The 26,166-nt window shown below is 57.2% G+C and carries 23 protein-coding genes and 1 pseudogene; 7 read left to right on the plus strand and 17 right to left on the minus strand.

Going from position 1 to position 26,166, the window contains the following annotated elements:
* Window positions 1-24 precede the first annotated feature (24 nt).
* Window positions 25-786: a DeoR/GlpR family DNA-binding transcription regulator gene (locus ACR0BF_RS04670; RefSeq protein WP_480493353.1), complete on the minus strand. Its 762-nt coding sequence runs from the start codon at window positions 784-786 to the stop codon at window positions 25-27.
* A 181-nt stretch (window positions 787-967) separates the two neighbouring features.
* Between ACR0BF_RS04670 and glpD the strand changes: the two genes are divergently transcribed.
* Window positions 968-2,554, plus strand: a complete 1,587-nt coding sequence (gene glpD / locus ACR0BF_RS04675) for a glycerol-3-phosphate dehydrogenase (RefSeq protein WP_480624372.1) — start codon at window positions 968-970, stop codon at window positions 2,552-2,554.
* Window positions 2,555-2,701: 147 nt separating this feature from the next.
* Here the strand turns inward: glpD and ACR0BF_RS04680 are convergent, their stop codons facing one another.
* Complete coding sequence (locus ACR0BF_RS04680; protein WP_480624373.1) at window positions 2,702-3,016, minus strand: hypothetical protein; 315 nt, start codon at window positions 3,014-3,016, stop codon at window positions 2,702-2,704.
* Here ACR0BF_RS04680 and ACR0BF_RS04685 point away from each other — a divergent pair.
* Complete coding sequence (locus tag ACR0BF_RS04685) at window positions 3,016-3,294, plus strand: DUF2087 domain-containing protein (RefSeq protein WP_480624374.1); 279 nt, start codon at window positions 3,016-3,018, stop codon at window positions 3,292-3,294. The genes ACR0BF_RS04680 and ACR0BF_RS04685 overlap by 1 nt on opposite strands.
* Before the next feature lie 42 nt (window positions 3,295-3,336).
* Here ACR0BF_RS04685 and ACR0BF_RS04690 read toward each other — a convergent pair whose 3' ends face one another.
* The 11 genes from ACR0BF_RS04690 to ACR0BF_RS04740 form a co-directional block, all read right to left on the minus strand.
* Entirely contained in the window at window positions 3,337-6,474 is a 3,138-nt protein-coding gene (locus ACR0BF_RS04690; RefSeq protein ID WP_480624375.1) for an efflux RND transporter permease subunit, read from the minus strand.
* A 3-nt stretch (window positions 6,475-6,477) separates the two neighbouring features.
* Window positions 6,478-7,635, minus strand: a complete 1,158-nt coding sequence (locus ACR0BF_RS04695) for an efflux RND transporter periplasmic adaptor subunit (protein WP_480624376.1) — start codon at window positions 7,633-7,635, stop codon at window positions 6,478-6,480.
* A 249-nt stretch (window positions 7,636-7,884) separates the two neighbouring features.
* The gene (metG, locus tag ACR0BF_RS04700) at window positions 7,885-9,603 is read right to left on the minus strand and encodes a methionine--tRNA ligase (protein ID WP_480624377.1); all 1,719 of its coding nucleotides are present in this window, start codon (window positions 9,601-9,603) and stop codon (window positions 7,885-7,887) included.
* 206 nt (window positions 9,604-9,809) lie between these two features.
* Window positions 9,810-11,030, minus strand: a complete 1,221-nt coding sequence (locus tag ACR0BF_RS04705; protein ID WP_480624378.1) for an MFS transporter — start codon at window positions 11,028-11,030, stop codon at window positions 9,810-9,812.
* An 80-nt stretch (window positions 11,031-11,110) separates the two neighbouring features.
* Complete coding sequence (locus tag ACR0BF_RS04710; protein WP_480624379.1) at window positions 11,111-11,707, minus strand: YceI family protein; 597 nt, start codon at window positions 11,705-11,707, stop codon at window positions 11,111-11,113.
* Window positions 11,704-12,918: an MFS transporter gene (locus ACR0BF_RS04715; protein ID WP_480472369.1), complete on the minus strand. Its 1,215-nt coding sequence runs from the start codon at window positions 12,916-12,918 to the stop codon at window positions 11,704-11,706. Before ACR0BF_RS04715 ends, ACR0BF_RS04710 begins: the two co-directional genes overlap by 4 nt.
* Window positions 12,919-12,980: 62 nt before the next feature.
* The gene (locus ACR0BF_RS04720) at window positions 12,981-13,601 is read right to left on the minus strand and encodes an ImuA family protein (protein WP_480472371.1); all 621 of its coding nucleotides are present in this window, start codon (window positions 13,599-13,601) and stop codon (window positions 12,981-12,983) included.
* Window positions 13,602-13,649: 48 nt separating this feature from the next.
* Window positions 13,650-14,231, minus strand: coding sequence for a retropepsin-like aspartic protease family protein (locus tag ACR0BF_RS04725; RefSeq protein WP_480624380.1), 582 nt, complete (start codon window positions 14,229-14,231; stop codon window positions 13,650-13,652).
* Window positions 14,232-14,273: 42 nt separating this feature from the next.
* Window positions 14,274-14,894: a MarC family protein gene (locus tag ACR0BF_RS04730; protein WP_480472375.1), complete on the minus strand. Its 621-nt coding sequence runs from the start codon at window positions 14,892-14,894 to the stop codon at window positions 14,274-14,276.
* On the minus strand, window positions 14,891-15,283 hold the full coding sequence (locus tag ACR0BF_RS04735; protein ID WP_480624381.1) for an ACT domain-containing protein: 393 nt from the start codon (window positions 15,281-15,283) through the stop codon (window positions 14,891-14,893). The genes ACR0BF_RS04730 and ACR0BF_RS04735 overlap by 4 nt, the downstream gene beginning before the upstream one ends.
* Entirely contained in the window at window positions 15,280-17,130 is a 1,851-nt protein-coding gene (locus tag ACR0BF_RS04740; protein ID WP_480624382.1) for an ABC-F family ATP-binding cassette domain-containing protein, read from the minus strand. The genes ACR0BF_RS04735 and ACR0BF_RS04740 overlap by 4 nt, the downstream gene beginning before the upstream one ends.
* 107 nt (window positions 17,131-17,237) lie before the next feature.
* Here ACR0BF_RS04740 and ACR0BF_RS04745 point away from each other — a divergent pair.
* Window positions 17,238-18,439 (plus strand): annotated as a pseudogene (locus ACR0BF_RS04745) (Bcr/CflA family efflux MFS transporter).
* Between the two features lie 115 nt (window positions 18,440-18,554).
* Entirely contained in the window at window positions 18,555-18,977 is a 423-nt protein-coding gene (gene ndk, locus ACR0BF_RS04750) for a nucleoside-diphosphate kinase (RefSeq protein ID WP_008757405.1), read from the plus strand.
* A gap of 59 nt (window positions 18,978-19,036) precedes the next feature.
* On the opposite strand, the gene ACR0BF_RS04755 is transcribed toward ndk, so the two are convergent.
* Window positions 19,037-19,384 (minus strand): TfoX/Sxy family protein, encoded by a 348-nt coding sequence (locus tag ACR0BF_RS04755; protein WP_480472383.1) that lies wholly within the window; start codon window positions 19,382-19,384, stop codon window positions 19,037-19,039.
* Between the two features lie 571 nt (window positions 19,385-19,955).
* On the opposite strand from ACR0BF_RS04755, the gene ACR0BF_RS04760 reads away from it, so the two are divergent.
* Genes ACR0BF_RS04760 through ACR0BF_RS04770 form a run of 3 tightly spaced genes read left to right on the plus strand, consistent with a single transcriptional unit; the run spans window position 19,956 to window position 22,339 of the window.
* Window positions 19,956-21,116, plus strand: coding sequence for a CHAD domain-containing protein (locus tag ACR0BF_RS04760; RefSeq protein WP_480624383.1), 1,161 nt, complete (start codon window positions 19,956-19,958; stop codon window positions 21,114-21,116).
* Window positions 21,117-21,119: 3 nt separating this feature from the next.
* The gene (locus tag ACR0BF_RS04765; protein WP_480472387.1) at window positions 21,120-21,872 is read left to right on the plus strand and encodes a ParA family protein; all 753 of its coding nucleotides are present in this window, start codon (window positions 21,120-21,122) and stop codon (window positions 21,870-21,872) included.
* Window positions 21,872-22,339, plus strand: a complete 468-nt coding sequence (locus tag ACR0BF_RS04770) for a CYTH domain-containing protein (protein WP_480493339.1) — start codon at window positions 21,872-21,874, stop codon at window positions 22,337-22,339. Before ACR0BF_RS04765 ends, ACR0BF_RS04770 begins: the two co-directional genes overlap by 1 nt.
* Here the strand turns inward: ACR0BF_RS04770 and ACR0BF_RS04775 are convergent.
* The 3 genes from ACR0BF_RS04775 to ACR0BF_RS04785 all read right to left on the minus strand — a co-directional run bounded on the left by ACR0BF_RS04775 (window position 22,336) and on the right by ACR0BF_RS04785 (window position 25,996).
* Window positions 22,336-23,649 (minus strand): sensor histidine kinase, encoded by a 1,314-nt coding sequence (locus ACR0BF_RS04775; RefSeq protein ID WP_480624384.1) that lies wholly within the window; start codon window positions 23,647-23,649, stop codon window positions 22,336-22,338. The two genes, ACR0BF_RS04770 and ACR0BF_RS04775, sit on opposite strands and share 4 nt — an antisense overlap.
* Before the next feature lie 49 nt (window positions 23,650-23,698).
* Entirely contained in the window at window positions 23,699-24,379 is a 681-nt protein-coding gene (locus ACR0BF_RS04780; protein WP_209504130.1) for a response regulator transcription factor, read from the minus strand.
* Window positions 24,380-24,559: 180 nt separating this feature from the next.
* On the minus strand, window positions 24,560-25,996 hold the full coding sequence (locus ACR0BF_RS04785) for a DegQ family serine endoprotease (RefSeq protein WP_480624385.1): 1,437 nt from the start codon (window positions 25,994-25,996) through the stop codon (window positions 24,560-24,562).
* Window positions 25,997-26,166 lie beyond the last annotated feature (170 nt).

Raw genomic sequence — 26,166 nt, forward strand, 5'->3', positions numbered from 1 at the left:
TTTTGAGACTATTCTTAATGTCCGCTAGTTACACAGTACGATGTCCGTTTGCCATTCCTGACTGCGCAGATGCAGATCGCCAGGTAACGGCGCATCAGTGTAGATCGCGTCTATTTCAGCCAAGGAAGTGATGCGCGCCGGGGCCGAGCGGTGAAACTTTGAATGGTCGGCAACCAGAAAAGTTCGGCGTGCCTGTGCAATGATGGTCTGGCTGACTTGTACCTCCTGAAAGTCGAAGTCCAGAAGATCGCCGTCAGTGTCCAAAGCTGAACAGCCGATCACGGCAAGATCAAATTTGAATTGCCGAATGGTCGAAACAGTCAGGGTCCCGATCAACCCGCCGTCTGTGCGCCGCAGGACGCCTCCAGCCATGACGACCTCACAATCCGGGTTCTCAATCAGAATGTTTGCGACATTCATGTTGTTCGTCACAACCATCAGGTTCTTGTGGTGCAGCAATTGCCGCGCCACGGCCTCGGTTGAGGTCCCGATGTTCATGAAGATCGACGCACCGTCGGGGATATCGGTGGCGCAAGCCTGTGCAATACGGGTTTTGGCGTCGGAATTCAGGGCGCGGCGGTCTTCATATCCGATGTTGGAAACGCCCGAGCGCAGAACCGCGCCGCCATGCACCCGATCCAGTTTACCTGCCTCGGCCAGCTCGGTCAGGTCGCGCCGGATCGTCTGGACCGTGACACCAAATCTTTCGGCCAACCCGTCAACGGTGACGCGGCCTTCGGCCCCGGCAATGTCCAGAATGTCAGATTGGCGGAAAGACAGGGACATGGGTGTTTCCAGACTTGAAGTGTTTCTTTTCGTTTTTGTTCTTTCTGGCCGGTTTTGCAAGAACGGCATGCGAAAATTTCAGATCAGTGTTGTAAAACGAAAAAATTCGAACATAAACATTGACCATACGAAGGATGTTCTGGCAAATGCCTATCATCCATCCTGACAAGGAATCATTGGCATGCAGTCAGCGGACGTTCAGATAACGGACCTTTTTATCATCGGTGGCGGGATCAATGGTTGCGGCATCGCACGGGATGCTGCTGGCCGCGGGCTGTCAGTTGCTTTGGCAGAGATGAATGATCTGGCTTCAGCGACGTCATCAGCCTCGACCAAATTGTTTCATGGCGGGTTGCGCTATCTGGAATATTTCGAAATCCGCCTGGTCCGTGAGGCCCTGATCGAGCGTGAAACCCTGTTGCGCGCGATGCCGCATATCAGCTGGCCGATGCGCTTCGTGCTGCCATACCATAAGGACATGCGGTTTGACTCGGAAACGCCGACCTCACGGCTGCTCAGCACGGTCATGCCGTGGATGCGCGGGCGGCGTCCGGCCTGGCTGATCCGGTTGGGTTTGTTCATGTATGACAATCTGGGTGGTCGCAAAATTCTGCCGGGCACCACGTCGCTGAACCTGCGATCGGCTCCGGAAGGGGCCCCACTACAGGACAAATTCGAAACGGCTTATGAATATTCCGACTGCTGGGTCGAAGACTCGCGGTTGGTGGTCCTGAATGCCCGCGACGCCGAGGCGCGCGGTGCGCAGATCATGGTGCGAACCGAAGTGATTTCCGCCGAGCGGGTGGACGACCTTTGGCAGGTATCCATTCGCGATCGCAACAGCGGCGATACCCGTCTTGTCCGGGCCAGAATGCTGATCAATGCAGGTGGCCCTTGGGTCGGGGACATCATCCAGTCCAAGATCCGTGTGAACTCACGCGAGGGTGTTCGGCTTGTTCGGGGCAGCCATATTGTGACACCCCGGCTCTATGACCACGACAAGTGTTATTTCTTTCAGGGCGAAGACGGCCGCATCATTTTCGCCATTCCGTATGAACAGGACTTTACCTTGATCGGCACAACGGATCAGGATCACCCGGACCCTGACACGAAACCCGTCTGTACCGAGGTCGAGCAGGAGTATCTGTGCACTTTCGCATCGAAGTATTTCAGGCGCGCTGTGACCCGCGAAGATGTTGTGTGGACCTATTCTGGTGTGCGGCCGCTTTATGACGACGGTGCCAGCAGTGCCACCGCAGCAACGCGAGATTACACGCTGAAAGTCGATGCGCAGGGTGGGGCGCCTGTTTTGAACGTGTTTGGCGGCAAGATCACCACCTATCGCAGGCTCGCGGAAAGTGCTCTGGAGAGGGTTGGTGAATTCTTTCCAAATATGCCGGGCCCCTGGACCGCTGGTGTGGCGCTGCCGGGCGGTGACTTTCCGGTTGACGCTGTTGAAGCCCTGACTGATCAGCTTCAGGCCGCGTATCCGTTTCTTGGTGCCGCCTGGGCTGCACGCCTGATCAGGGCCTATGGAACCGAAGCAACAGATGTCCTTGGGGATGCGCAGCAACTGTCTGATCTGGGTGAGGATTTTGGCGCAACCCTGACCGCGCGGGAAGTCGCGTGGTTGATGGACAAGGAATATGCACGGACCGCCGAAGATGTCGTCTGGCGGCGCAACAAGCTGGGCCTGCGACTGAATGCCGAGCAGATTGCGCGGATCGACGGCTGGATGGCTGAACGGCTGGCCCCCGGCTCGACCTGATCCATCTTTCTATCCTCTTGGCGGGTGATGAGTGTTGTGCTAGCCGTTGGATACGGTCGGCAGACACCGAGGCGTCGCTGCTCTTACCCAGAGTGCTAAACCTGCCAGTGTATGTGAAACTATCGCAACCATCAGGGCGTTGTTTCGTCAAGTCAGCGACCAACGATCGCGCAAAACGCCCGATATGGATTTGTGATGAGCAAAACTCCTGTACCCTTGCACGCCGATGATCTGACCGGATTCGTGCGTATCCTGTCCCAACAACTTGGCGACTCCAGCCCGTCGCACCTGACCCTGATGAATATGGTCGCTCGTGCCGCCGGGTTTCAGAACGTGCAACATATGCGCGCCACCAGTGCCGCTGCCCGGCGGATCGAGGCCCGCCCGAAACAACCAGTTGCTGACATGCGCACGGTTGAGCGCACATTGCACCTGTTCGACGGGCAGGGCAGACTTCGGCAATGGCCGTCAAAACGATTGGTGCAGACTTTGTCCTTGTGGGGCTCTGGTCTGCGGTACCGGCAGCCGCGGTGCTGCAAGAGGGTGAGGTCAACGCGTGCCTCAATGCCGAACATTGTTTTGATGACCCTGCAACCCTGCGCCGGACCATGATTTCCTGTGGGCTGCTGACACGGAACCGGGATGGATCGGATTATCGCCGGGTCGAGCAGGCACCGACACCAGAGGCAAAGGTGGTGATCCACGAACTCTCTGAACGTCGGCGGGGAAGAACAGACTAACGCCAGAAAAAAGCCCCGCTGATGGGCGGGGCTTTGATCGGATCAGGCCGCTTCTTCTGAAGGGCCGGGATCGTTTTTGCTGCCTTTCAGCCACTCACGCATGCTTTGCATCAGGGCGTAGAGGACAGGCACCACGATCACGCCTACCAGCGTCGCGGCCAACATGCCACCGAACACGGCGACACCGATGGCTTTTTGGCTGGCCGCACCCGCACCATTGGCAGCCAGCAGCGGTACGACGCCTAGCAGGAAAGACAGGGCGGTCATCATGACAGCGCGGAACCGCTGATGAGCTGCCTCGACGGCAGCGTCCTTGATCGAAAGACCCTTGGCGCGCTGTTCCATTGCAAACTCGACGATCAGAATGCCGTTCTTCGAAGCAAGGCCCACCAGCATGATCATACCGATCTGCGTATAGAGGTTGATGTCACTGCCAACGATGGCAACCGCGGCCACCGCCCCGAACAGGGCCACGACCACAGACAGCAGGATCGAGACCGGCATAGTCCAGCTTTCATACTGTCCAACCAGAAACAGGTAACCGAATAGGATAGCCAGCCCCAGAATGACGATCACCAAGCTGCCGGACGCCAATTGTTGTTGTGCCGTTCCCGTCCATTCGAACGAGTATCCCGGCGGCAGAGCCGAAGCAGAGACCTCTGTCATCGCGGTGATCGCATCGCCGCTGGACAGGCCCGGCGCTGGCACCGCTGTCACCGTTGCCGACCGGAACAGGTTATGCCGTTTCAGCAGAACCGGCCCCAAGACGTTTTCCACGTCAATCAGGGTGCCCAATGGCACCATGTCGCCCTTCTGTGAACGCACATAGAGGCTGGCAATGTCATCGACATTGTCGCGATAGCTGCCTTCCGCCTGGATCATTACGCGATAGACGCGACCAAACAGGTTGAAGTCGTTGACATAATACGACCCCAGCTGGGCTTGCATGGTCTGGAAAATCTCAGCCACCGAGACGTCCAGTGTTTTGGCTTTCTCGCGGTCCAGATCCACGAACAGCTGCGGAACGTTGGCACGGAATGTCGTATAGGCTTGCCCGATCTCGGGTCGTTGGTTGGCCGAATAGACAAACGACCCCACAGCCGATGCCAGATCCTGCGGTGAACCGCCACCGGTTTGCTGCACCTCCATCTCAACCCCGGCAGACATGCCGAGACCCTGAATTGGCGGCGGGTTGAAGGCAACGGTCGAGGCTGCGGTCTCATTATTCGCGATGGCCAGCACCTTGGCCAGAATGGCCTTGGCGCTCAGGTCTTCCTCCTGCCGTTCGGCCCAGTTGTCGAGGTTCACGAAGATCGCAGCGCCGTTGGTGATTGTGCCGTTCAGCAATGAAAAGCCATTGATCAGAACGGTGCTGGACACACCCGGGATCTCGCGTATCTGGTCATCGAGGCGCTTTGTCACGGCCTCGGTCCGTTCCAGCGTCGCGGCGTCAGGCAGTTGCACGTCGACAAAGAGATAGCCATTGTCTTCCAGCGGGATGAACCCGGCGGACGTGTTCGACATGATTGCCCCTGTTCCCATGCCGAGCCCAACCACGATGGCCAGTGCGATAGCCGGAAAGACAAGCAGTTTGCGAACAATGGCGACATAGCCGTTGCGAACGCCACCAATGAAGTTTTCGAACAGTGCAAGCAGCCCTTTGGGCGGCCCCGAGCGGGCCTTAAGGACCAGCCCACACAGCGCGGGCGACAGTGTCAGCGCGTTGATGGACGAGATCACAACAGCGGTCGAGATCGTGACAGCGAACTGAGAGTACAGCCGCCCTGAGATGCCCGGCATGAAGGTCACGGGCACGAATACCGCCAGCAATACCAGCGTGGTCGCGATGACCGGGCCTGTGATCTGCCCCATCGCCTTACGGGTGGCTTCGGCTGGGGGCAGCCCCTCATCAGCGATGATGCGCTCGACGTTTTCGACCACGACGATGGCGTCATCAACCACGATCCCAATGGCCAATACCAGCGCGAACAGCGAGATCGTGTTCAACGACATGCCGAAGGCCAGCAAGAAAGCAAACGTGCCGATCAGTGAGACCGGGATGGCAACCGCGGGGATGATCGTCGCGCGCCAACTTCCCAGGAACACAAAAACGACCGAGATCACGAGGGTGAAGGTCAGGATCAGTGTCGATACGACGTCATTCAAAGAAGCTTCGACAAAGTCTGTCGTGTTGAAGGGGACATCATACTCCACATCCGTCGGGAATGCGCGGGACAGCCGCTCCAGTTCCGCCTGCACGCGCTCTGAAACGGCCAGGGCGTTTGCGCCGGGGGCCTGATAGATACCGATCACGGTGGCGGGCACGGACTGAAAATAACCGGACGCCGAGTAAAACTGTGCACCAAGCTCAACCCGGGCGATATCCCTTACGCGGACAATTGCGCCGGCGTCTCCGGTACGGATTACGATGTTGCCAAATTCTTCGGCTGACGTCAGTCGCCCTTTGGACTTGATCGTGTATTGAAAGGTCTGGCCTTCGGGAACAGGCGGTGCACCAATCGAGCCTGCGGACACTTCGATATTCTGTTCGCGGATCGCGTTGATCACATCGCCTGGTGTGATCGACAGGGCTGCCATCTTGTCCGGGTCCATCCAGACCCGCATGGCGTATTCCAGGTTGGTCAGAACATCAGCCTTACCCACGCCCTGCACACGCGCCAGCGCATCGCGCAGGTTGATCGAGGCATAGTTGGAAAGAAACACGCTGTCATAGGTGCCGTTGGGCGAGGTCAGCGTGACCAGCATCAGCATGTTGGTCGACGATTTTTGTGTAACAACGCCCGAAGATGTCACTTCGGCGGGCAACGACGACATTGCCTGTGCCACCCGGTTCTGCACGTTGACCGAGGCGATATCGGGGTCGGTGCCAACTTCGAAGGTTACGTCCAATGAATACGAGCCGTTGTCAGACGATCTGGACGTCATGTAGATCATGTCGTCCACACCGTTGACCTGCGCCTCGATCGGTGCGGCAACAGTGTTTTCCACTGTTTCCGCATTTGCGCCGGTATATTTGGTGGATACGTTGACGACGGGCGGGGTAATGTCAGGGAACTGCGCGACCGGCAGCACCAGATAGCCGATGCCACCCATGATGGTCAGTACCAGCGAGATGACAAACGCCAGCTTTGGCCGGCTAATGAACAGGGCTGAGAACATCGTTTATTCTCCCGGCTGTTCAGAAGCGACGACCGCGTCAACGGCCACGCCGGGGCGGACCCGTTGCAGGCCCTCGACAATCACGCTTTCGCCCTCACGCAAGCCTTCCGTAACGATGATGGCAGTACCTTCCGTATTGCCTGTGGTGATGTATCGCTGCTCCACCATATGTTTGTCGTTTACTACAAGAACAAAGTCACCACGCTGGTCGCGTTGCAGTGCAGCTTGCGGCACCAGAACTTGCAGGGTTGGTTGCAGCGCTTCAATCTGCACATTCACGAATGCACCATCCAGGATCAAACGGTCGGCATTTTCGAACTGGGCGCGCATTGTGATCGCGCCGGTCAACGGGTCGATACGATTGTCAACGAATACGATCCTGCCCGTTTCATCCAACTTGGTTCCATTTGGCAGCGTGATATGCACATTGGGGCTTTGCGGGCTGTCAGCAAGAGAAGCGGAATTTGCGCCAACGGTCTGAAGAACCGAAGTGAAGATTTTTTCGTTGAGCGAGAAATTCACATAGATCGGCGTCTCGCTGACAATGTTCACCAGCGGGGGGTTGGTCGGGCCTACCACATCGCCGACACTGGTGGTGATGCTGCCGATACGCCCATCAAAAGGCGCGTGGATCTGTGTATAGCTGAGGTCCAGTTCGGCCTGCTGGATCGCTGCATTTGCGGCCTTGACCTGAGCCTCGGCGACCAGTTCGTTTGCCCGCGCGATGTCACGTTCGGATTCAGGTGTCGCGTCGCGCTTGTAAAGCTCTTCCTTACGTGCCAGGTCAACCTTGGCCAACTCAAGATTTGCCTCGGCCCGGTTCAGATCAGCTTTTCGGGCCTCCAATGTCGCTTCGTAAAGGTCCGGTTCGATGGTGAACAACAGGTCGCCTTCTTTGACCGTTGCCCCATCCTCGACATTTCGGCTGTTGAGAAAACCGTTCACGCGGGCGACGATGTCGACCTTATTGATCGCCTGAGCGCGCCCTATGAAGGAAGCCTCGTCGGTGATTTCTTCGGTGTAGGCGGCCGCAATCGTAACTTTCGGTGCCGCTCCTTCGTCCTGTGCAGTTGCAGGTTGGGCCAGTCCCAGGGATATCAGCAATAATGCGGTGGCAATTGGATTGCTGGCCTGAGTTGGAAAAGGGAAAACTTGGGACATGGCGAAAGCCTCGTGCATTTCAGAAACAATTGGTGCCCATCCCGGCGGTCACAATCGCGCGAGTCGACAAAACTTGTTTGCAGGATGGCTTGTTTACCACGATTTCTCAAGCGCGATGAATCCCGAGGTGGTTCGCGATGACGCCAAAAATTTGTGCAACTAAGCTGGTTTAGGTGTCGGCCCGTTCCGAGGTGCCGAACGAAAACAGGGGCCAACGGCCCCCGTTTGAGCTTCCGAATATCTGGGTGGTCAGCCGCGTTTACCGGCGAATTTTGCCTGCCATTCTTCGCGCTGTTCGTCTGTGATCTTGGCGAACAGAACGTCTGGCACGGTAAAGTCGTGACCCGCGGGTAGCGCGTTCAACGCTGCGGCTACGTCTTCCGGCCAGCTGGTATCAAGCGTGTTCATGGCGCTTAGCATCTTGGCCGCAGCATCAGGGATGAACGGCGCGCTGAGCACGGCATAGAACCGGATCAGGTTCAGACCCAGACGCACCTGTGCAGCGGCCTGTTCGGGGTCTTCCTTGAAGGTTGACCACGGCGCCGCAGCTTGCAGGAATTCGTTGCCAGCCACCCAGATGGCCCGCAGCTCCTGAGCCGATTTGCGGACGTCCATTGCTTCCATATGCGCCTCATAGGCGCGGACACGTTTGGTAAGTTCATCGATCAGAGCGTTCTCACGCTCGCCAAACTCACCGCCTTCGGGCACCACCTCACCGAATTTCGAGCGGCAGAACTTGGTGATGCGGCTGACGAAGTTGCCCAGAACATCGGCCAGATCCTTGTTCACGGATTGTTGGAAGTTCTCCCACGTGAACTCGCTGTCGCTGCTTTCCGGTGCATGGCTCAGCAGCCACCACCGCCAGTAGTCAGCTGGCAGAATCTCGAGCGCCTGATCCATGAAAACGCCACGACCCTGCGAGGTCGAGAACTGGCCGCCGTCGTAGTTTAGATAGTTGAAGGATTTCAGGTGGTCGACCATTTTCCACGGCTCGCCCGACCCGAGAATGGTGGCGGGGAAAGAAAGCGTGTGAAACGGCACGTTGTCCTTGCCCATGAACTGGACATAGCGCACATCGTTCGCGCCCTTGTCGGTGCGCCACCAGCGTTCCCACTCGGAATCGGGTTTCCCCGTGGAATCCGCCCATTCCTTGGCACAGGCGATGTATTCAATCGGCGCGTCGAACCAGACATAGAAGACCTTGCCTTCCATACCGGGCCAGTCCTGATCGCCTTTCTTGACCGGAACACCCCAGTCCAGATCGCGGGTGATCCCCCGGTCTTGCAGCCCGTCGCCATCATGCAGCCATTTCTTGGCAATGGATGTGGTCAGGATCGGCCAGTCAGTTTTGCTGTCAATCCAGGCATCCAGCTGATCCTTCATCGCCGATTGGCGCAGATAGAGGTGCTTGGTCTCACGCACTTCCAGATCGGTCGAGCCCGAAATGGCCGAGCGCGGTTCAATCAGGTCGGTCGGATCCAACTGCTTGGTGCAGTTTTCACACTGGTCGCCACGTGCGTTCTCATACCCGCAATTGGGGCAGGTACCCTCGATATAGCGGTCGGGAAGAAAACGACCATCCGCGTTGGAATAGATTTGCTTTTCCGTGACTTCACGGACCAACCTGGCCTCATCCAGCTTTCCGGCGAAATGTTGGGTCAGCTTTTTGTTCTGCTCGCTGGATGAACGGCCAAAGTGATCAAAGCTCATCCCAAAACGCTTGGCGATGTCGGCCTGAATTTCGTACATGTCCGCGCAATACTCGGCCACAGGCTTTCCAGCTTTAGCAGCGGCCAGTTCGGCCGGGGTGCCGTGTTCGTCGGTGGCACACAGGAACATGACCTCGTTCCCCCGGCCACGCTGATAGCGTGCATACAAGTCGGCAGGCAGTTGCGAGCCGATCAGGTTGCCGAGGTGCTTGATCCCATTGATGTATGGGATTGCCGAGGTGATGAGAATCCGAGCCATATTCCGTTTCCGCATATCTAACTGCGCGTTCGTCTAACCTATGTCACCGCTCAGCAAAAGCCCGGTTTCGTAGATGACTGGAATAACTCTGATTTGTGACGCGCCCCTGATGGGACGACCAAGTCACCGATGGCCGTTGTAAACCGGTCTGATTGTAGTCAGCCAATTCGCAGACTCTCCGCAATGCAGGGCCGCGGGTCTGCTTTTCATTCCTCGCGGGCGCGTTTCAGCAACCTTCCGACCGTAAAGGATGTACGCGGTGCGTAGACGTAATTGGTTCTTTCCGCGGGTGTTGGACGCGACCGCATCCGGGCCAGGCCGAAGCCGATCAGGAATACGTGGCCGACCGCGACAAATGCAAACAGCGCGCTGGGTCCAAAATCCTGGATCAGTGTTGATGTGATATAGGGTGACGCAATTGCCCCCAGCGCGTACCAGAACATCAGGGCGGCAGACAGCTCGACCCTCTGCTCGGTTGTTGCAAAATCGTTGGCATGTGCGGATGACACCGAAAAGATCGGGAATGTCGTAAACCCAAAAAGCACTGCTGCCAGCATGACACCGACAGTTCCCGTGTCGCTTGCCGCCATTGTGACCCCGCAGCTTAGTACCGCCGCGACCGAAAGCCAGATCAAGACCCAGCGCCGGTCATACTTGTCAGCGAGCCACCCCATCGGATACTGTGCCAGTGCCCCGCCCAGAACGAAAGAAGCTAGGAAGAAGGCGATTTGGTCCACTCCCAGCCCGACTTCCTGACCGTAGACGGGCCCGACCATTCGGAAAGATGCTGAGCTGAGTGCCGAAACAATGACGCCCGCTACGGCCAACGGCGAACTGTGCCACGCCAGTTTCGGGCGCAGGCGGGGGGCGTCAGGCGTCTTCGGTTGACTTGCGCGTGTCAGCGTCAGCGGCAGCAACGAGGCGCAGCAAAGGATCGCCAAGAGGTTGTAGGATACATACGAGGCGGGTGGCAGGACGGCGATGATCAACTGAGCACTCAGCGAGGCACCCATATCAACGATGCGATAGGTGCCCATGGCTCGTCCACGTGTCTCATTGGTTACTTTTGCATTCAGCCAGGCTTCGATGACGGTATAACAGCCTGCCACACATGTGCCCGAGGCGATGCGCAGCGCCGCCCATACATAAGGATTGTCTGTCAGGGTGTGGCCGATCAAACCCATCGCGCCCAGCGCTGTGCATACGGCAAATGCGCGGGAATGCCCGACGCTGCCCATCAGTCGCGGCGCCCACCAGCAACCTATGAAAAAGCCAAGAAAATGCGCCGAACCCAGCATACCGATCTGTTCGGTCGAAAAGCTTAACGTAATCCCGGAAATGGCATCCAGTGGCCCGACGCCGCCTGTTGAAAGCTGAAGCAGAATGACCGACAGAAACAGGGCGGCAAATGAAATGATCGTGCGCATGGTTTTCTCAGATAGGCGGCGTCACCGGACAATGCGCGCAACTATTCGACTTTATCCAGTCGTTTTTTGCTTTTTGTCAGTCAGGTTGCTCGAATGATCTCGGCACGAATGTCCAGCCCAACATGTTGTCCTACCAGATCGGGATAACCCGAGGCACCGAAATCGTGCCGGTTCAAAGTCCCGGTCAAACTTATGGACAGGCGGTTCAGGTCGTTCGCGGCTGTTCCGGGCTGGCGATATAGGTTGGCCTCCAAGGTGACCGGGCGCGTGATACCGCGAACTGTCAGTTCACCTGTGATGCGGGCACCATCCGATATGCGCCCATCCGCCCCCAATTGAATGTCAGTCGATACGAACTGAATTGTCGGATAGGTTTCGGCGTCCAATACACTGGGGCCGAGCATCGGCATGCGGGCAAAGGGCAAGCGGGTTCTGGCCTTGGTAACGTCCAGCACCACCGTGACCCGGCTGTTTTGCAGGCGTTGCGTGTCAATTTCCACGTTCGCGTCCCGGATCGGCATTGATCCGGTCTGGGGAATGCCGGAGAGGTCAAAGGTAAAACCGACCCGGGTGCCGTTCGGTGACAAATTGTATGGCTTCAAGGCGGCCTGCACCGTATTCGCCAAAGGCAGAGCCGCCATCCCCGTAAGTACGAAGCGGCGGGTCAGGTGTGTCATGCCATGACCGTGTCCCGTCTGGGGCGGGATCTTTTGATCAACATCAGAACGATGGCAATGTTCAAACCGTTCCAAAGAATGCCGTTGACGAAAGCCAGTTGGTAACTTCCGGTGACATCGTAAATCCAGCCTGACATCCAGCCACCAAGCGCCATGCCAAGAATTGTCATCATCATGACGAATCCGACTCGCGCACCGGCTTCTTGCGGCGGCATGTATTCGCGGACAACCAAAGCGTAGCTGGGCACGATGCCACCCTGCGCCAGACCGAATAGCAAGCTGATCACATAAAGTGAGACCATCCCGTCATACGGCAGGAACAGGAACAGCGCGATGCACTGCAATACAGAGCCGATCAGAAGTGTCATGACTCCACCGAGACGGTCGGCCAACAGGCCCGAGACGATACGGCTGGCGACGCCGCCCAGTAGCATCAGCGATAGCATCTCAGCCCCCACTGCGGGGCCGTATCCCAGCCCGACGCAATACGACACGATATGGACCTGTGGCATGGACATCGCTACGCAACATCCAATGCCGGCCAGACCAAGAATGTACTGTAACACGCGTGGTGAAACACCGACACTGCGTGCGTTGATCCGGGCTGTGGCCGCGGCTGTGTTGTGCGCTTCGATTGGGACCTTGCGGCGCAACAACAAGGACAGGGGGATGACAACCAGCAACGTCAGAGCCGCCAATGTCAGATAGACCTGTTGCCAGCCGTCGCGTGCCAGAATACCGGACAGCAGAGTAGGCCAGATTGCCCCAGACAGGTAATTCCCGCTGGCCACCAGTGCGACGGCGATTCCACGCCGTTTCATGAACCAGTGCGAGATATCGGCGATCAAGGGCCCAAATCCGATCGATGTTCCCAGCCCGACCAGCAGATGCGCCGCGGATAGTAGCGTTATATTCGGGGCCAGCGTTGCCAATAGATAACTGAAGGCGCTTAAAACAGCAGCGCCGATCAGGGCGCGTGTCACACCCAGCCGGTCCACCAGTTGCCCCAGCCACATATTGCCCAGCGCAAATCCAATCATCGTAAGTGTATATGGCATTGAGGCTTCGGCGCGACCGGCGCTGAATTCTGCTTCGACGGCGGGCATGACCACGATTACAGCCCACATTCCCACATTCGCCACAGTTGCGATGGCGAGCGTGATCAGAAGGCGTATCCAGGAATAGCGGCTGTCATGGATCGGATGGCTCATGCGGCGACGCTAGGGTGCGATCCGGAGTTTGGCCAGTCACATCTTGCGTGATCCTTGCGGCTTCACGTCAGAATGTCCTCTGTTTCAATGCGTTTCAGGTGCAGACCGGTGCGGGCAGCGGTCTGAGTGGCTTGCCAGCTGACCGGGGGCAGGGCGCGGGCGCGGCGGCGGGTCAGGGTCCAGTGCCTGGCATCCCCCTGATGGGCGGAGGCCATGTGCCAGCGTGTCTCAACCCCTTGTGCGCCGCCATCACCGGGCGTCAGCAGCAGGCCAAGCGGGGTATGGCCCATCGTGCCGCCTTGTTCTGCGGCCAGATGCATCCGCCGCACTGGTGTCAGCCCCGGCGCGCCGGGCAGGTCGCCTATGATCAGCGGGATGGCTCCGCTGCGCAGCGCCTCTTCGATACACCATAGCAGATCTTCGGCGCGGGTGGGATGGACGAACAGAAAACGCGCCGGATCAGCAAAGGCCATCATTCCGTCGGGATTCAGTTGGGCGGGCTCCCACGCGGGGGAAATCCACAGCACGGGCCCCTGTGTCTGACCGGCCAGCCAGATGGCAAAGCTGCGCCGGGCGGGGCCGCAAGCCTCGTGCACGCGGCCCGGTTGCAGGGTGATCTGCGAATGGAGATTTACCCCCGGTACCTGACGCGCAGGTTTGTGGCCAAGAAGCTGAGCAGACATGCCTGCAAGCTACCATGTTCCACTTTTGTTCTCAAGAGGTGAGGGGCATTAACGGGACAAGATCAGCTTGCCATCCGCAAACTGAATGCTTGAAAAACGGTGCAGATATTCCATCCCCAAAAGCGATTTATCCAGCTCACCCTCGTTGACCCAGGCCGAAACGTTCTGATCCGTAATGGGTCCTATCGTCAGGGTCTCAAGCCGTACCGGCGCGGTACGCACCTCACCGTTTGCAGTCAAGGCGCGCCCGAAATAACTCAGCTGATCGGGATCAATGCCTGCCCGTTTGGCATCCTGCGCGTTCAACACGATCTGGCTGGCACCGGTGTCGACAAGAAAGGTAATCAGCTCACCATTCACCAGAACCGGAAGGTAATAATGGCCGTCATAGGCGCGGGGAACCTCAACCGAGTTTCCGGTGACACTCATCTGCGGTGCGGGACCGACCGAGGAGCGAATATCCTCCCACAGGCCGACCAGTGCGATGACCCCGACGAATATGAACACCCATGCCATGACCTGCTGCAATGTCTTGCTAAGCGACTGCCGATTATGCGTGACAAACCACATCAGCAGCGCCGCCCCCAGCAGGGCCAGATAGATCAGGCGTCCAATGTCGAAACTGTCCATGCGGTTACCCGGAAATCCCTCTAACCTTGTGAATATGGGGATTTAAGATGCAAATCCAAAGGCCTTGAGGCCATCGAGAATAAACTGAACAGACAATGCAGCCAGCAGCATCCCAAGAAGCCGGGTCAACACGTTCAATCCGGTTTTCCCCAAAAGCCGTGCCACGGCCCCTGATGAAAGATACATCACAAAAACCATTGCCAGAACGACCAGCATAACGCCGATGACCACGGCCAGGCCCTGAATGCCGGGATGTTGACCGGCCAGCAGGATCATAGTGGCAATCGCACCGGGCCCTGCAATCAGTGGGATACCCAGTGGAAACACAGACGGGTCCGGATGTTCTTCCTCTTCGGCGCTGTTTTCACGACGTTTGGTCCGGCGTTCAAACAGCATGTCGAGCGCGGTCAGAAACAGCAAAACACCCCCCGCAACACGAAACGCCTCCATCGAGATGCCGACAAATCCCAGCAGCGCTTCGCCGAAGGCCGCGAACATCGCCAGAATGCCGCCAGCAGTCAGGCACGCGCGAACAGCGACAGAGCGGCGCGTGTGCCAATCCATGTTCTGGGTCAGGGCCACAAAAATCGGCGTTTGCGCCGGTGGATCAAGAACCACGAAAAGCGTTGTGAACGCGGTGATCAGAAATGCGGTGTCAATCACTCTTTGCTACTCTGTTGCAGATGTTTCAAAATTCTCAGGGCGTCTTCGGCCAGTCCGGACGGAACATAAACATGATCGTGGTGATAGCCCGCAACCATGTTTGCCGGAATTCCGGCCTGTGCCAACGCCCCCGAGACCGCAGCGGTCAGACCCACGCCTTCCAGCGAGGAGTGCACCTGAAGCGTGATACAGCGCATAGCAACCGCCTCTTTTGGTGCGCAATTGATCGGAACGACTAAAGACAGCCCTTCGGCCTCGACGTAACTGGCGCGTGTCCCGTCGGGCCAGTCCATATCTTCGGGCCAGACCACAAATGCGAATTCGCCGGGTTGAATTTCAGGACGCATTCCCGCGATCATCGCCCCGGTTTCGACAACAGGATCGCTCATACCGTTTCTGCCTGTTCCAGTCGCTCAGCAGCAGCGATCCAAAGCGCTTCTGCTTTTTGCATAGCCTCGACCACCTCGGCGAATTTGCGGTTCCAGGTTTCCAGATCGTTGATCTTGTCGTCTTCGTAAAGCGCCGGGTCGGCCAGTTTTGCCGAAAGCTTGTCGTGCATCTCTGTCAGTTTCTCGACCCGGTCCTCGCATTTGCGCAGGTCCGCCCGCAATGCCAGCATGGTATCGCGCGAGGCGCGTTTGGGCTTCTCTGTTTGTGGCTTTTCTTTCACCGGTTTGTCACGCGCCAGCAATAGGGCACGATAGGATTCAAGGTCACTGTCATAAGATTTGACCGTACCGTCCGAGACCAGCCACAACCGATCGGCAACAAGCGACAGCAGGTGCATGTCGTGGCTGACCAGCACGACAGCACCCGAATAGGCGGTCAGCGCTTCGACCAGCGCCTCACGGCTTTCGATATCCAGATGGTTCGTCGGCTCGTCGAGGATCAGCATATGTGGTGCGTCGATGGTTGCCAGCAGCAGCGACAGGCGCGCCTTCTGCCCACCCGACAGGCGGCCAACCTCGGTTTCCGCCTGAGCCGCGTTCAGGCCGAACCCCGCCAGACGCGAGCGCCACTTGCCCGGCGCCTCGTCCGGGCGCAGGCGGCGCAGGTGGTCCAGTGGCGTTTCGTTCACATAAAGCTCGTCCACCTGATGCTGAGCGAAATACCCGATGCGCAGCTTGTTGCTGCGGGTCATCTTGCCAGCCATCAAGGGCAGCCGGTCTGACAACAGTTTGGACAGGGTAGATTTGCCCTGACCGTTCTTGCCCAACAGCGCAATACGGTCATCCTGATCGATGCGCAGGTTCAGGCGGCGCAGTACTTCGGTTTCGCCATAACCGGTCACACCGCCTTCAATCTGGATGATCGGTGGCGACAGTTCCTCGGGTTCGGGGAAGGAAAACGCACGCAGCGCGGCCTCTTGCGGGGTTGAGACCAACTGGATGCGTTCGATCATTTTCAGGCGCGATTGGGCCTGAACGGCCTTGGATGCCTTATATCGAAACCGATCCACGAAGCTCTGCAAATGAGCGATGCGCGCCTTGGCTTTGGCGTTTTCGGATTCTGCCTGTGCCAGACGTTCCGCCCTCCGTTCAGCGAATTTGTCATATGGCACGGCGTAATAGGTGAGTTTGCGATCCTCCAGATGCAGGATCGACCCTACGGCACGGTTCAGCAGGCCCCGGTCATGGCTGATGATTATGACCGTATGTGGATACCTGGCCAGATAGCTTTCGAGCCACAACGCGCCTTCAAGGTCCAGATAGTTGGTCGGTTCGTCCAACAGCAACAAATCCGGTTGTGAGAACAGAACCGCCGCCAAGGCCACGCGCATCCGCCAGCCACCCGAAAAATCCGAACAGGGGCGCAATTGGTCTGCGTCGTCAAACCCCAACCCCTTGAGGATTGAGGCCGCGCGGGCCTCGGCCGACCAGGCGTCGATATCGGCCAGCCGGGTCTGGATTTCGGCAATTCGCGTGGGATCCGTTGCGTCGCCAGCCTCGGTCATCAGGGCGCTGCGTTCGGTATCAGCGGCTAGAACAGTGTCGATCAGCGAAACGTTGGATGATGGGACCTCCTGCGCGACCCCGCCAATGCGGGCGCGCTTGGGGACCGCAATATTCCCCGATTCCAGCGCCAGTTCCCCGCGGATCAGGCGAAAAAGCGTGGTCTTTCCCGTGCCATTCCGGCCCACAAGGCCAACCTTGTGACCGTCTGGTACGGTTGCGCTGGCGCCATCAAACAATGGGCGGCCTTCAACGGCATAGGTGATGTCTTCGATCCGTAACATGAGGCGCTCTTAGCAGAGGTGTGATGCCGCCGCCAGCGGCTTGGCATTTTCAAGCATCAAGCAATGTGTTAGCGCTGTCTCGTTTGCTTTTTGAAGCGGTTTTCCACATGCGCGCGGCCCGGACGCCTCCATCCCTGATCACATTGATCTTTGCTACGGCGCTGTCTGTGCTGACGCTCAACATGTTCCTGCCGTCGCTGGCGCATATGAGTGAAGACTTCACGGTGGATTACGGCCTGATGAACCTGTCGGTCGCGGGGTATCTGGCGGTTTCGGCAGTGTTGCAACTGATCATGGGCCCGTTATCGGATCGCTTTGGGCGCAGACCTATCCTTTGATTTGTATATCAATATTTGTCCTTGCGTCGATCGGATGCACACTGGCCGGATCGATCTGGGTTTTTCTTGGCTTCCGCCTGCTTCAGGCTGCTGTTGTCGCCGGCTCGGTCCTGTCCAGCGCGTCGATCAGAGACCGTTACGCACCGAATGAGGCGGCAAGCAAACTCGGTTACGTCGCGATGGCCATGGCCTTAGCCCCGATGCTTGGGCCGATGTTGGGTGGGGCGCTGGATATGCTTTTCGGTTGGCGTTCGGGGTTTGTCCTGTACTCGTTGCTTGGAGCAGGGTTGCTGGTGCTGCTTTGGTTCGACCTGGGCGAAACCAACACGAACCGCTCGTCCACATTTGGTGCCCAACTGCGCGAATACCCACACCTGTTCAGTGCCCGCAGGTTCTGGGGTTATGCCCTATGCGCGGCGTTTTCGATTGGGGGGTTCTACAGCTTTATCACCGGTGCGCCGCTGGTTGCCGCAGCGTGGTTCGACCTGAGCCCAGCAACGCTGGGGCTGGGGATTGGCATCATCACCGGCGGGTTCATGGTTGGCAATTTTGTCACCGGTCGGATTGCGGCCCGGACGCGCCTGACGACAATGATATTGTCGGGGCGGATCGTGGCCTCAACTGGCCCGTTCTGCGGATTGATGCTGTTTCTCGCTGATCTGGGATCGGTCTGGGTCTTCTTCGGTTCGGCAATCTGTGTCGGCTTTGGCAACGGTTTGACCAATGCCAATGCCGCGGCCGGTGTCATGTCGGTACGCCCCGGGCTGGCAGGTAGCGCGGCAGGGCTGTCGGGGGCAATGATCGTGGCTTTGGGAGCTGTTCTGACCTCAATGACCGGCGCGTTCGTCAGCCCCGAAAACGGGCCGTATCTGGTACTGGGCATGATGTGGGCCTGTAGCTTTGCCGGCTTGATGGCGGTGCTTTACGTTCGTCGACTGGACCGTGTCGACCCTTTGCCAGAAACAATCTGAACTGCAAAGCCACCGGCAAGGCATCATTACACTTTTCATGGATCAAAGACCGTGATACCCGGCGCGCGATGGATTTCGGCGCGGATCCCGCGTCACATTATAAGGAGAGGCCGACATGGCACTGGAACGCACATTCTCGATCATCAAACCCGATGCAACCCGCCGCAACCTGACCGGCAAGATCAACGCCAAGTTCGAAGAAGCAGGCCTGCGCATCGTGGCGCAAAAGCGCATTCACATGACCAAAGCTCAGGCTGGCAAGTTCTATGACGTTCATGCCGAACGTCCGTTCTATGACGAACTGTGCGAATTCATGTCGTCGGCTCCGGTTGTTGTTCAGGTTCTGGAAGGCGAAGGCGCCATTGCAAAGAACCGTGAAGTCATGGGCGCAACGAACCCTGCGGACGCAGCCCCCGGCACCATCCGCGCTGAATTCGCGGAATCGGTCGGTGAAAACTCGGTCCACGGTTCGGACGCACCGGAAACCGCAGCGGTTGAAATCGCATACTTCTTTTCGGGCATTGAACTGGTCGGTTAAGCCACAGCCATTGGTGACAAACAGGGGCCGCATCCTTGGTTGGGTGCGGCCTTATTCGTTCAGAGCTGCTTTAAGTCCTTTGGTGCAACACGAACTCCGATGGCGTCCAGATCTGCAATCATCTGGTTTTCCGGAGCAGCACCGTTACCAGCTTTGATTGCGTCGAACCTTTCGCGCAGGGCTTTCTTCTCGTCGCCCTTGCAATCGTTCCACGGGCGGCCCTGCAATCCCATCACCAGAACATAATATCCGATGAAATGCGCCCTGGTGCCGGCGCGCAACAGGCGGGCATAGGCTTCGTCCGGCCCCAGTTCTCGCAGCGCCTCAGCCGAATGAATACCAGCACGTGCGCAGGCCTGTTCAAAGGCGGGGCCAAGGTTTCGGATCGAAGATACTGGTTCGCTCATAGCGGTGTCTTACTTCGGCACCCGAGGCCTGTCACCCCGTGATTACACTCGGTCGCAGGCATAATGCCTTGATGTCCTTTCGGGTTCAGCCGAGACTGAAAAGGAGAACCTTGGATGGCGTTGGAGCAACCAAACCAAACAAGGGGCGCGCGCATATGATCGTTGAGAAACCTGTAAAGGGGTTTCTGAAGTTGAACTGGAAAGGCGTATCATGACCAGATCGTCAAGCGATCAGTTCATTTTCCCAGCGAGGATTGACGAAACGGCTCTGGCAAATGCCATTGCCGGGTTTTCCCAAAAAGTTTCACCCGATAGCCCCGTCGCAGCTTTCGCATTGCTGGATTGTCACGATCAGTCACTGCGCGCCTCGGGTCGTGCTTTGATCGATACTGGCGGGGTGTTGCACCTGCTGCGGAAGGACCACGGCCCTTTGTCTCAGCAGCACTCGGGGCATCTGCGGTTTTCACGGGACTTGCCAGAAGGGCCGGTTCAGAAGGCGCTGAGCGACTTTCCTGAACTACGGGCGCTGACGCAGATTGGTGTTGGAGAGATCGAGGCAAAGACCTTCGCCGTGCTTGATGATCTGCAAAAGACAAAAGTCAGGGGAACTTTAACGTACATGTCGACGCCATCAGGGCAGGCAACCATTGTACGAATTCAGCAGTTGCGCGGGTATAAAAAGGCCTATCAGTTGGTCCGTTCCGCTCTCGATCGCGTTTCGGGCGGTGTTCGTGACGTTGAAACGGTCTATCCCAGTCTGTTTCCAGACATGGTTCCCTATCAGGCCAAGCCTGAAATAAAGTTCGGTCAAGCAGATCCTTGCAGCGAAGTCGCTGCGAAAATCGTTCAAATATATCTGAGGGTTGCACGGCAAAACGAGGAGGGCATGATCGCTGATATCGACACCGAGTTTTTGCACGATTACCGGGTATCGTTGCGCAAGATCAGGTCAGTGATCAGTCTGTTCAAGGGTGTGTTGTCCGAGGCCCAGACGGCCGAACTGAAGCGGCTCTTTTCCGATCTTATGGCCCCCACGGGACCTCTGCGTGATTTGGATGTCTACCTTCTGAAAAAAGACAAGTATTTCAATCTTATCCCGCCGAGCCTTCACGCAGGACTGTCCGAGATGTTTGATCAGTTTCAAACGGAACGTACACAAGAGCAACTGCGCCTATCTCGCTGGTTGCGCAGCGCCGACTACACGACGTCCATGACCGACCTGACCGCAATGTTCACCAGTACTGATCACTTGGACCTCGGACCAAACGCGCATCGCGGAACGTATGACTATGCCTGCGAGCTGATCTGGAAGCATTATCGCAAGATGTGCAAACTGGCGCGCGGCTTAAGCGATGATACGCCAGACAAGACGGTGCATGAGCTTCGTATCGAATGCAAAAAACTAAGATATCTGATGGAATTATTTGCCCCGCTCTTCGATGCGAACGGATTGAGAACGATCCTTAAACCGTTGAAAAAACTTCAGGATAATCTTGGTTTGTTCAACGACTATTCTGTGCAGCAAGACGCGTTGCTGACCTTTGTAGCGTCGCACGCCGATACGCAAGGCCGCGTAAACGCGCAGATCGGTTTGTCCGTGGGCGGCCTAATCGCTGTGCTTGATCAACGCCAGAAGACCGAAAGAAAACGCGTTGTCGCAAGCTTCCATCAGTTCGACGGGCAAGAAATCCGGCACATGTTCCGCAGTCTGTTTCACCACAAAAAGGAGTAGGGAATGAAGATCATTGCCTGTTACAGCAATAAGGGCGGTGTCGGAAAAACCGCTACTTCGGTGAACCTGGCCTATGCCTATGCGCAGGCTGGCCAAAAAGTTTTGCTATGCGATCTCGATCCTCAGGGGGCGTCCGGGTTCTATTTTCGGGTGAAGCCGTCAAAAAAACTGACGGATGCCCGATTTTTTGAGGATGTGGAGCGGTTTACCAAAGCCATCCGGGCAAGTGATTTTGACGGGTTGGACGTTCTGCCCGCAAACCTGACTTTCCGCGACTTTGATATCTTCCTGTCGCGCATGCGGAACAAACGATCGCGTCTGAAAAGGGCATTGTCGGCGGCTGGCAGTGATTATGATCTGGTTCTTCTGGATTGTCCGCCCAATTTTTCCACCTTGTCCGAGAATATCTTTCGGGCCGCTGATGAAATCGTTGTTCCGATCATTCCCACAACCCTGTCCGAGCGGTCATTCGATCAGCTGGTTGGCTTTTTCGACAAACACGGGCTGCGTAAGAAGAAGCTGCGGGCGTTCTTTTCGATGGTGCAGAACCGGAAGTTGTTGCATCGGGAAACGATGGTTTCAATGCGCGCCCAGCATCCCAAGCGCATTTTACACGCGGTTGTGCCTTTCGCTGCGGATGTCGAAAAGATGGGGCAATATCGGGGCCCTGTCTGTACTTACGCAGGTCGTAGCGCTGCTGGTGCGGCATATCGGGCGCTGTTTGATGAGCTGGAAGAAAGAGCGGGGGCACCCTGATGAGCAAAGAAATTGAACGCAAGTTTCTGGTGGCAAGGTTGCCGAACCTGAGCCGCGCAGAAAAAGCAGAGGTGCGTCAGGGGTACCTCACCGCGCCGGAGGACTCGACCGAATTGCGCCTTCGGCAAAAGAACAATGTGTTTTTCCTGACCTTAAAAGGCGGCGGTGATCTTGTACGTGTTGAGCGTGAGGCAGAGATAACCCGAGACCAGTTTGAAACCTTCTGGCCGGAAACCCAAGGTCGCCGGGTCGAGAAGGTGCGTTACACGGATCTAATGCCAGACGGCCACCAGTTCGAGCTGGATGTTTTTTCAGGCGGTCTGGAACCCCTGCGTTTGGTTGAGGTTGAGTTCCATACCAGTGAAGACGCAAATGCCTATGTCCCGCCGGGTTGGTTCGGTGCGGAAGTTACAGGGGATAAACGGTACAAAAACAAGGTATTGGCGATAAACGGACTGCCGGATTAACTCTGAATTGCCAGATTGATCGTAGTTTCCAAACCTGGGTCGCAGTTTCGGGCTGCGAATGTCCCGCCATGCATATGTGAAATCGCGGCAACCAGCGCGAGCCCCAATCCTGCATTGCGTTCCGTCCGCGCCGGATCAAGTGTGACGAAGGGAAGTTGAAGGCGATCCAACTCTCCGGGCGGAACACCCGGACCACGGTCCCGAACCCGCAATTGGGCAAATCCGTCCTTGGTACCGATAGAGATCGTGATTGCGGTATCTGCCGGTGCATAACGCATCGCGTTTTCCAGCAAATTAGAAAGAGCCTGCGAGAGTAGGGGCCGGTGCCCCTGAATTGAGGGGGCAGAGCCTGTAACCTCAAGGCGGATGTCCTGATCTGCGGCCACCGGGTCATACAGTTCCACGACATCTCCAACCAGTTGCTGCAAGTCAATGTCTTCGAATTGCTCGCGCCCTAGACCGGCCTCGGCCCGCGAAATTTCGGTAAGCTGCCCCAAGACCCGCAAAACATGGTCGATTTCTCCCGTAGCCCGCGCAATGTCGATTTCGCGGTCCAGATCGCTTTTGCCGGGCTCGGAAAGGGATTCGACCCTTTGGCGAAGGCGGGACAAAGGAGAGCGCAAATCATGTGCGATAGAGTTCGAGGTGGTTCGCAGATTGCTGACCAGCTCTTCGATCCTGTCGAGCATGTTGTTCAACGTGCCAGAGACCTGATCGAACTCGTCCCCGGTTCCGCGCAGGGGCATCCTCTTAGAAAGATCGCCGGAAACGATGTTTTCGGCTGTGCTTGCGATGTCTGACAGGCGTGAAAACACCAGACGTGTGAACAGCCAGCCAGTGATCACGCTCAGAACAAATGCTATTCCTAGTGCCAGTGCCAGAGATCGGAACAATACACGGTCGAATTGTTGACGGGCCGCCGCATCCCGTCCCACCAAAAGGCGTTCACCACCGGGCAATCGGATCGAAGCGGCCGAGATGGGCACCAGTTGGTCATTGTCAGCCCTGCGCAACTCGAGGTCGACCCAACCGCTTCCGGCGGTCACATTGACCGGCCAGGTTTTCAGGTTACCCACAAGCTTGACGCCCTGCCGATCCGCCAGCAGATACAGCGCGTCTCGATCGGACGCGCTTGGAAGACGACGCTCGATCGCTGTAATCAGCCCGATCAGCCCGCGCCGTTCATATTCATCGGCAAGCCCGGTCAGTTCGGCGGACACGACCGATCGGGTCTCGGATTCGATGCTCCGGTTGGCTGTCACATAGACCAATGCCAGCACAGACGCGGTCAGTAACGTGCTTAGCACCATGCTGGTGGCGACAAGTCTTGTTCTTGAATTATTAAGGGAAAGCCGAAGGTTATCCATCGGACATCATGTAACCCGCACCGCGAACTGTTTCAATCAAAGGTATGTCTCCGCCTTCATCCAACTGGCGGCGCAGCTTTGAAATATGAACATCCACAACGTTGGTGTTCGGGTCGAAATGATAATCCCAGACGCCTTCAAGCAGCATGGTACGCGACACGACACGGTTCTTGCGGCGTAGAAAGAACTCAAGGATCTGGAATTCACGAGGTGTCAGCGTAATCTCATGGCCGTCCCGCGTAACCTTGCGGGTCAGTAGATCCATTTCAAGATCCTTGCAGGTCAGCGTCGGCGTTTCCTCGGATTCCTGCGGACGCCGCAACAAGGCTTCGATCCGCGCATGAAGTTCCTGAAACGAGAAGGGCTTGACCAGATAATCGTCGGCGCCTGATCGCAATCCTTTGACGCGCTCATCCACTGCGCTCATGGCCGTCAACATCAAGACCGGTGTTTTCAACCCCGCTGCACGCAGGGATTTGATCAGGGACAGACCGTCCAGACCGGGCAACATCCTGTCCAACACAATGGCGTCAAAACCGCCGTCCGTAGCGTGGTACAATCCCTCGCGGCCATCAGCAGCCGTTTCGACCACATAGCCTTCTTCGCCAAACCCTTTGGCAATGAAATCCCTGGTGTCAGCGTCATCTTCGACGATCAACAGACGGCGGCTCATGATGTGGTTCCTTTCCCTAAGGATTTAAACACAAAATTCAAACAAAGCATATGGTTTGCTGACGATCTTGCCGGGTGCTGGGCACGCACCCGGCAAGCCCGACGGACAGCGGACAACTCAGGTCCGCCGGGTGAGGCACGCGCCGGATCTCCCCATCAAGCGGCGCGCGCATGGTGTTCGTCAGACCAGTTCGACAGCAACGAAAATCTGGCTGCCGGCCCGATTGATCAATACCAGTGCCGGGTCTGTCTTTTCGCTGTCCAGTGCGGCCTTCAGCGCTTCGGGTGTGAACGTGTCCTGGTTGCCCAGTTTGACAATCACGTCACCGCGTTGCAGACCCGCCCGGGCCGCAGGGCTGTCCGGTTGCAAGTCTGTGACGACCACACCTTCGACGGTTTTAGCAATACCCGCTTCAGCCCGCACCGTTTCGGTCAGCGGGGCCACTGTGACACCAAGCGACGTGCCTGCTGCATCAGATTCGACAGGGGTGTCGGACTGAGCCGCCGCTGCCTGATGCTGGCCAACGGTCAAAGTGACCGTTTCCTGTTTGCCATCGCGCAGAATGGTCAAATTACTGGCGGTGCCGACCTTGGTTGTGCCCACCAGAATAGGCAGGTCACCACTGGAGCCTACGGCTTCGCCATTGAAAGACAGGATAACATCGCCTTGTTCCAGGACGCCATCTGCAGGGCTGTCGGCGACAACATCTGCTACCAGTGCACCCGAGGAGGCATCAATTCCCAGCGCCGCCGCAAGCTGCGGGCTGATATTCTGGATCGAAACACCCAGCCACCCACGGCTGACCTGCCCGTCATCCTGTAGATCGGCTGCAATATGTTCAACGATGTTCGAGGTTACGGCAAATCCCAGCCCGACAGATCCGCCACTGGGGGAATAAATGGCCGAGTTTACACCAATCACTTCGCCGTCCATGTTGAAAAGCGGGCCACCAGAGTTGCCCTTGTTGATGGCTGCGTCCGTTTGAATGAACTCGGCATATGGCCCGTCCGAGATATTGCGACCTTTAGCCGATACAATGCCGGTAGTAACCGTGGAGCTCAAACCAAACGGGTTGCCGATCGCTACGACATCTTCGCCAACACGGATTGCATCGCTGTCACCCAGTTCGACGGCTTGCAGGCCCGGGACTGCATCGATCTTCAAGACTGCAATGTCTGTCAGCGGGTCGGTGCCAACCACCTCGGCCTCAAATGTCCGGTCATCACTTAGGCGAACGGTTACAGTCGCGGCATTGTCCACCACATGGTGATTGGTGACGATATAACCGGCTTCATCCAGTACAAACCCTGACCCGAGCCCTTGTGCCGGACCGCGTTGAGGCATGTTGAACCCTTCAGGCCCACCAAATCGTTTGAAGAATTCCCCAAACGGGTGACCGTCAAAGTCAAAATTCTGACCCTGTGTGGGGCTTGGGGCGGTCTTTTGCTCGGCAATGATGGTTACAACCGAAGGGGAAACGGTTTCGACAAGATCGGCAAGCGCTTCATCCGCCATCGAAGGTATAGCGGTTGTGGCCAGCATGGCTGCGCCCAATGCGCTGACCCCCATCCAGTTGGATGTGCGGGGAAGTAAAAGCGAAGATTTTCGGATGCTCATTTCTGTCTCCTAGTTTGATCACGCAATTTCCGTTGCGCGTTGAGACATGAGATGCACTGTCAGGATTGGGGTTTCCTGACTGATCAATTAATAAATCTTAATTTTGCCACAAAGCGGGTGTTTTGTGGTGAAGGACGTTGATCAGGATTCGCTGATTTAACCGAGGAGGT

The sequence above is a fragment of the Ruegeria sp. AG7 genome (assembly GCF_056541545.1).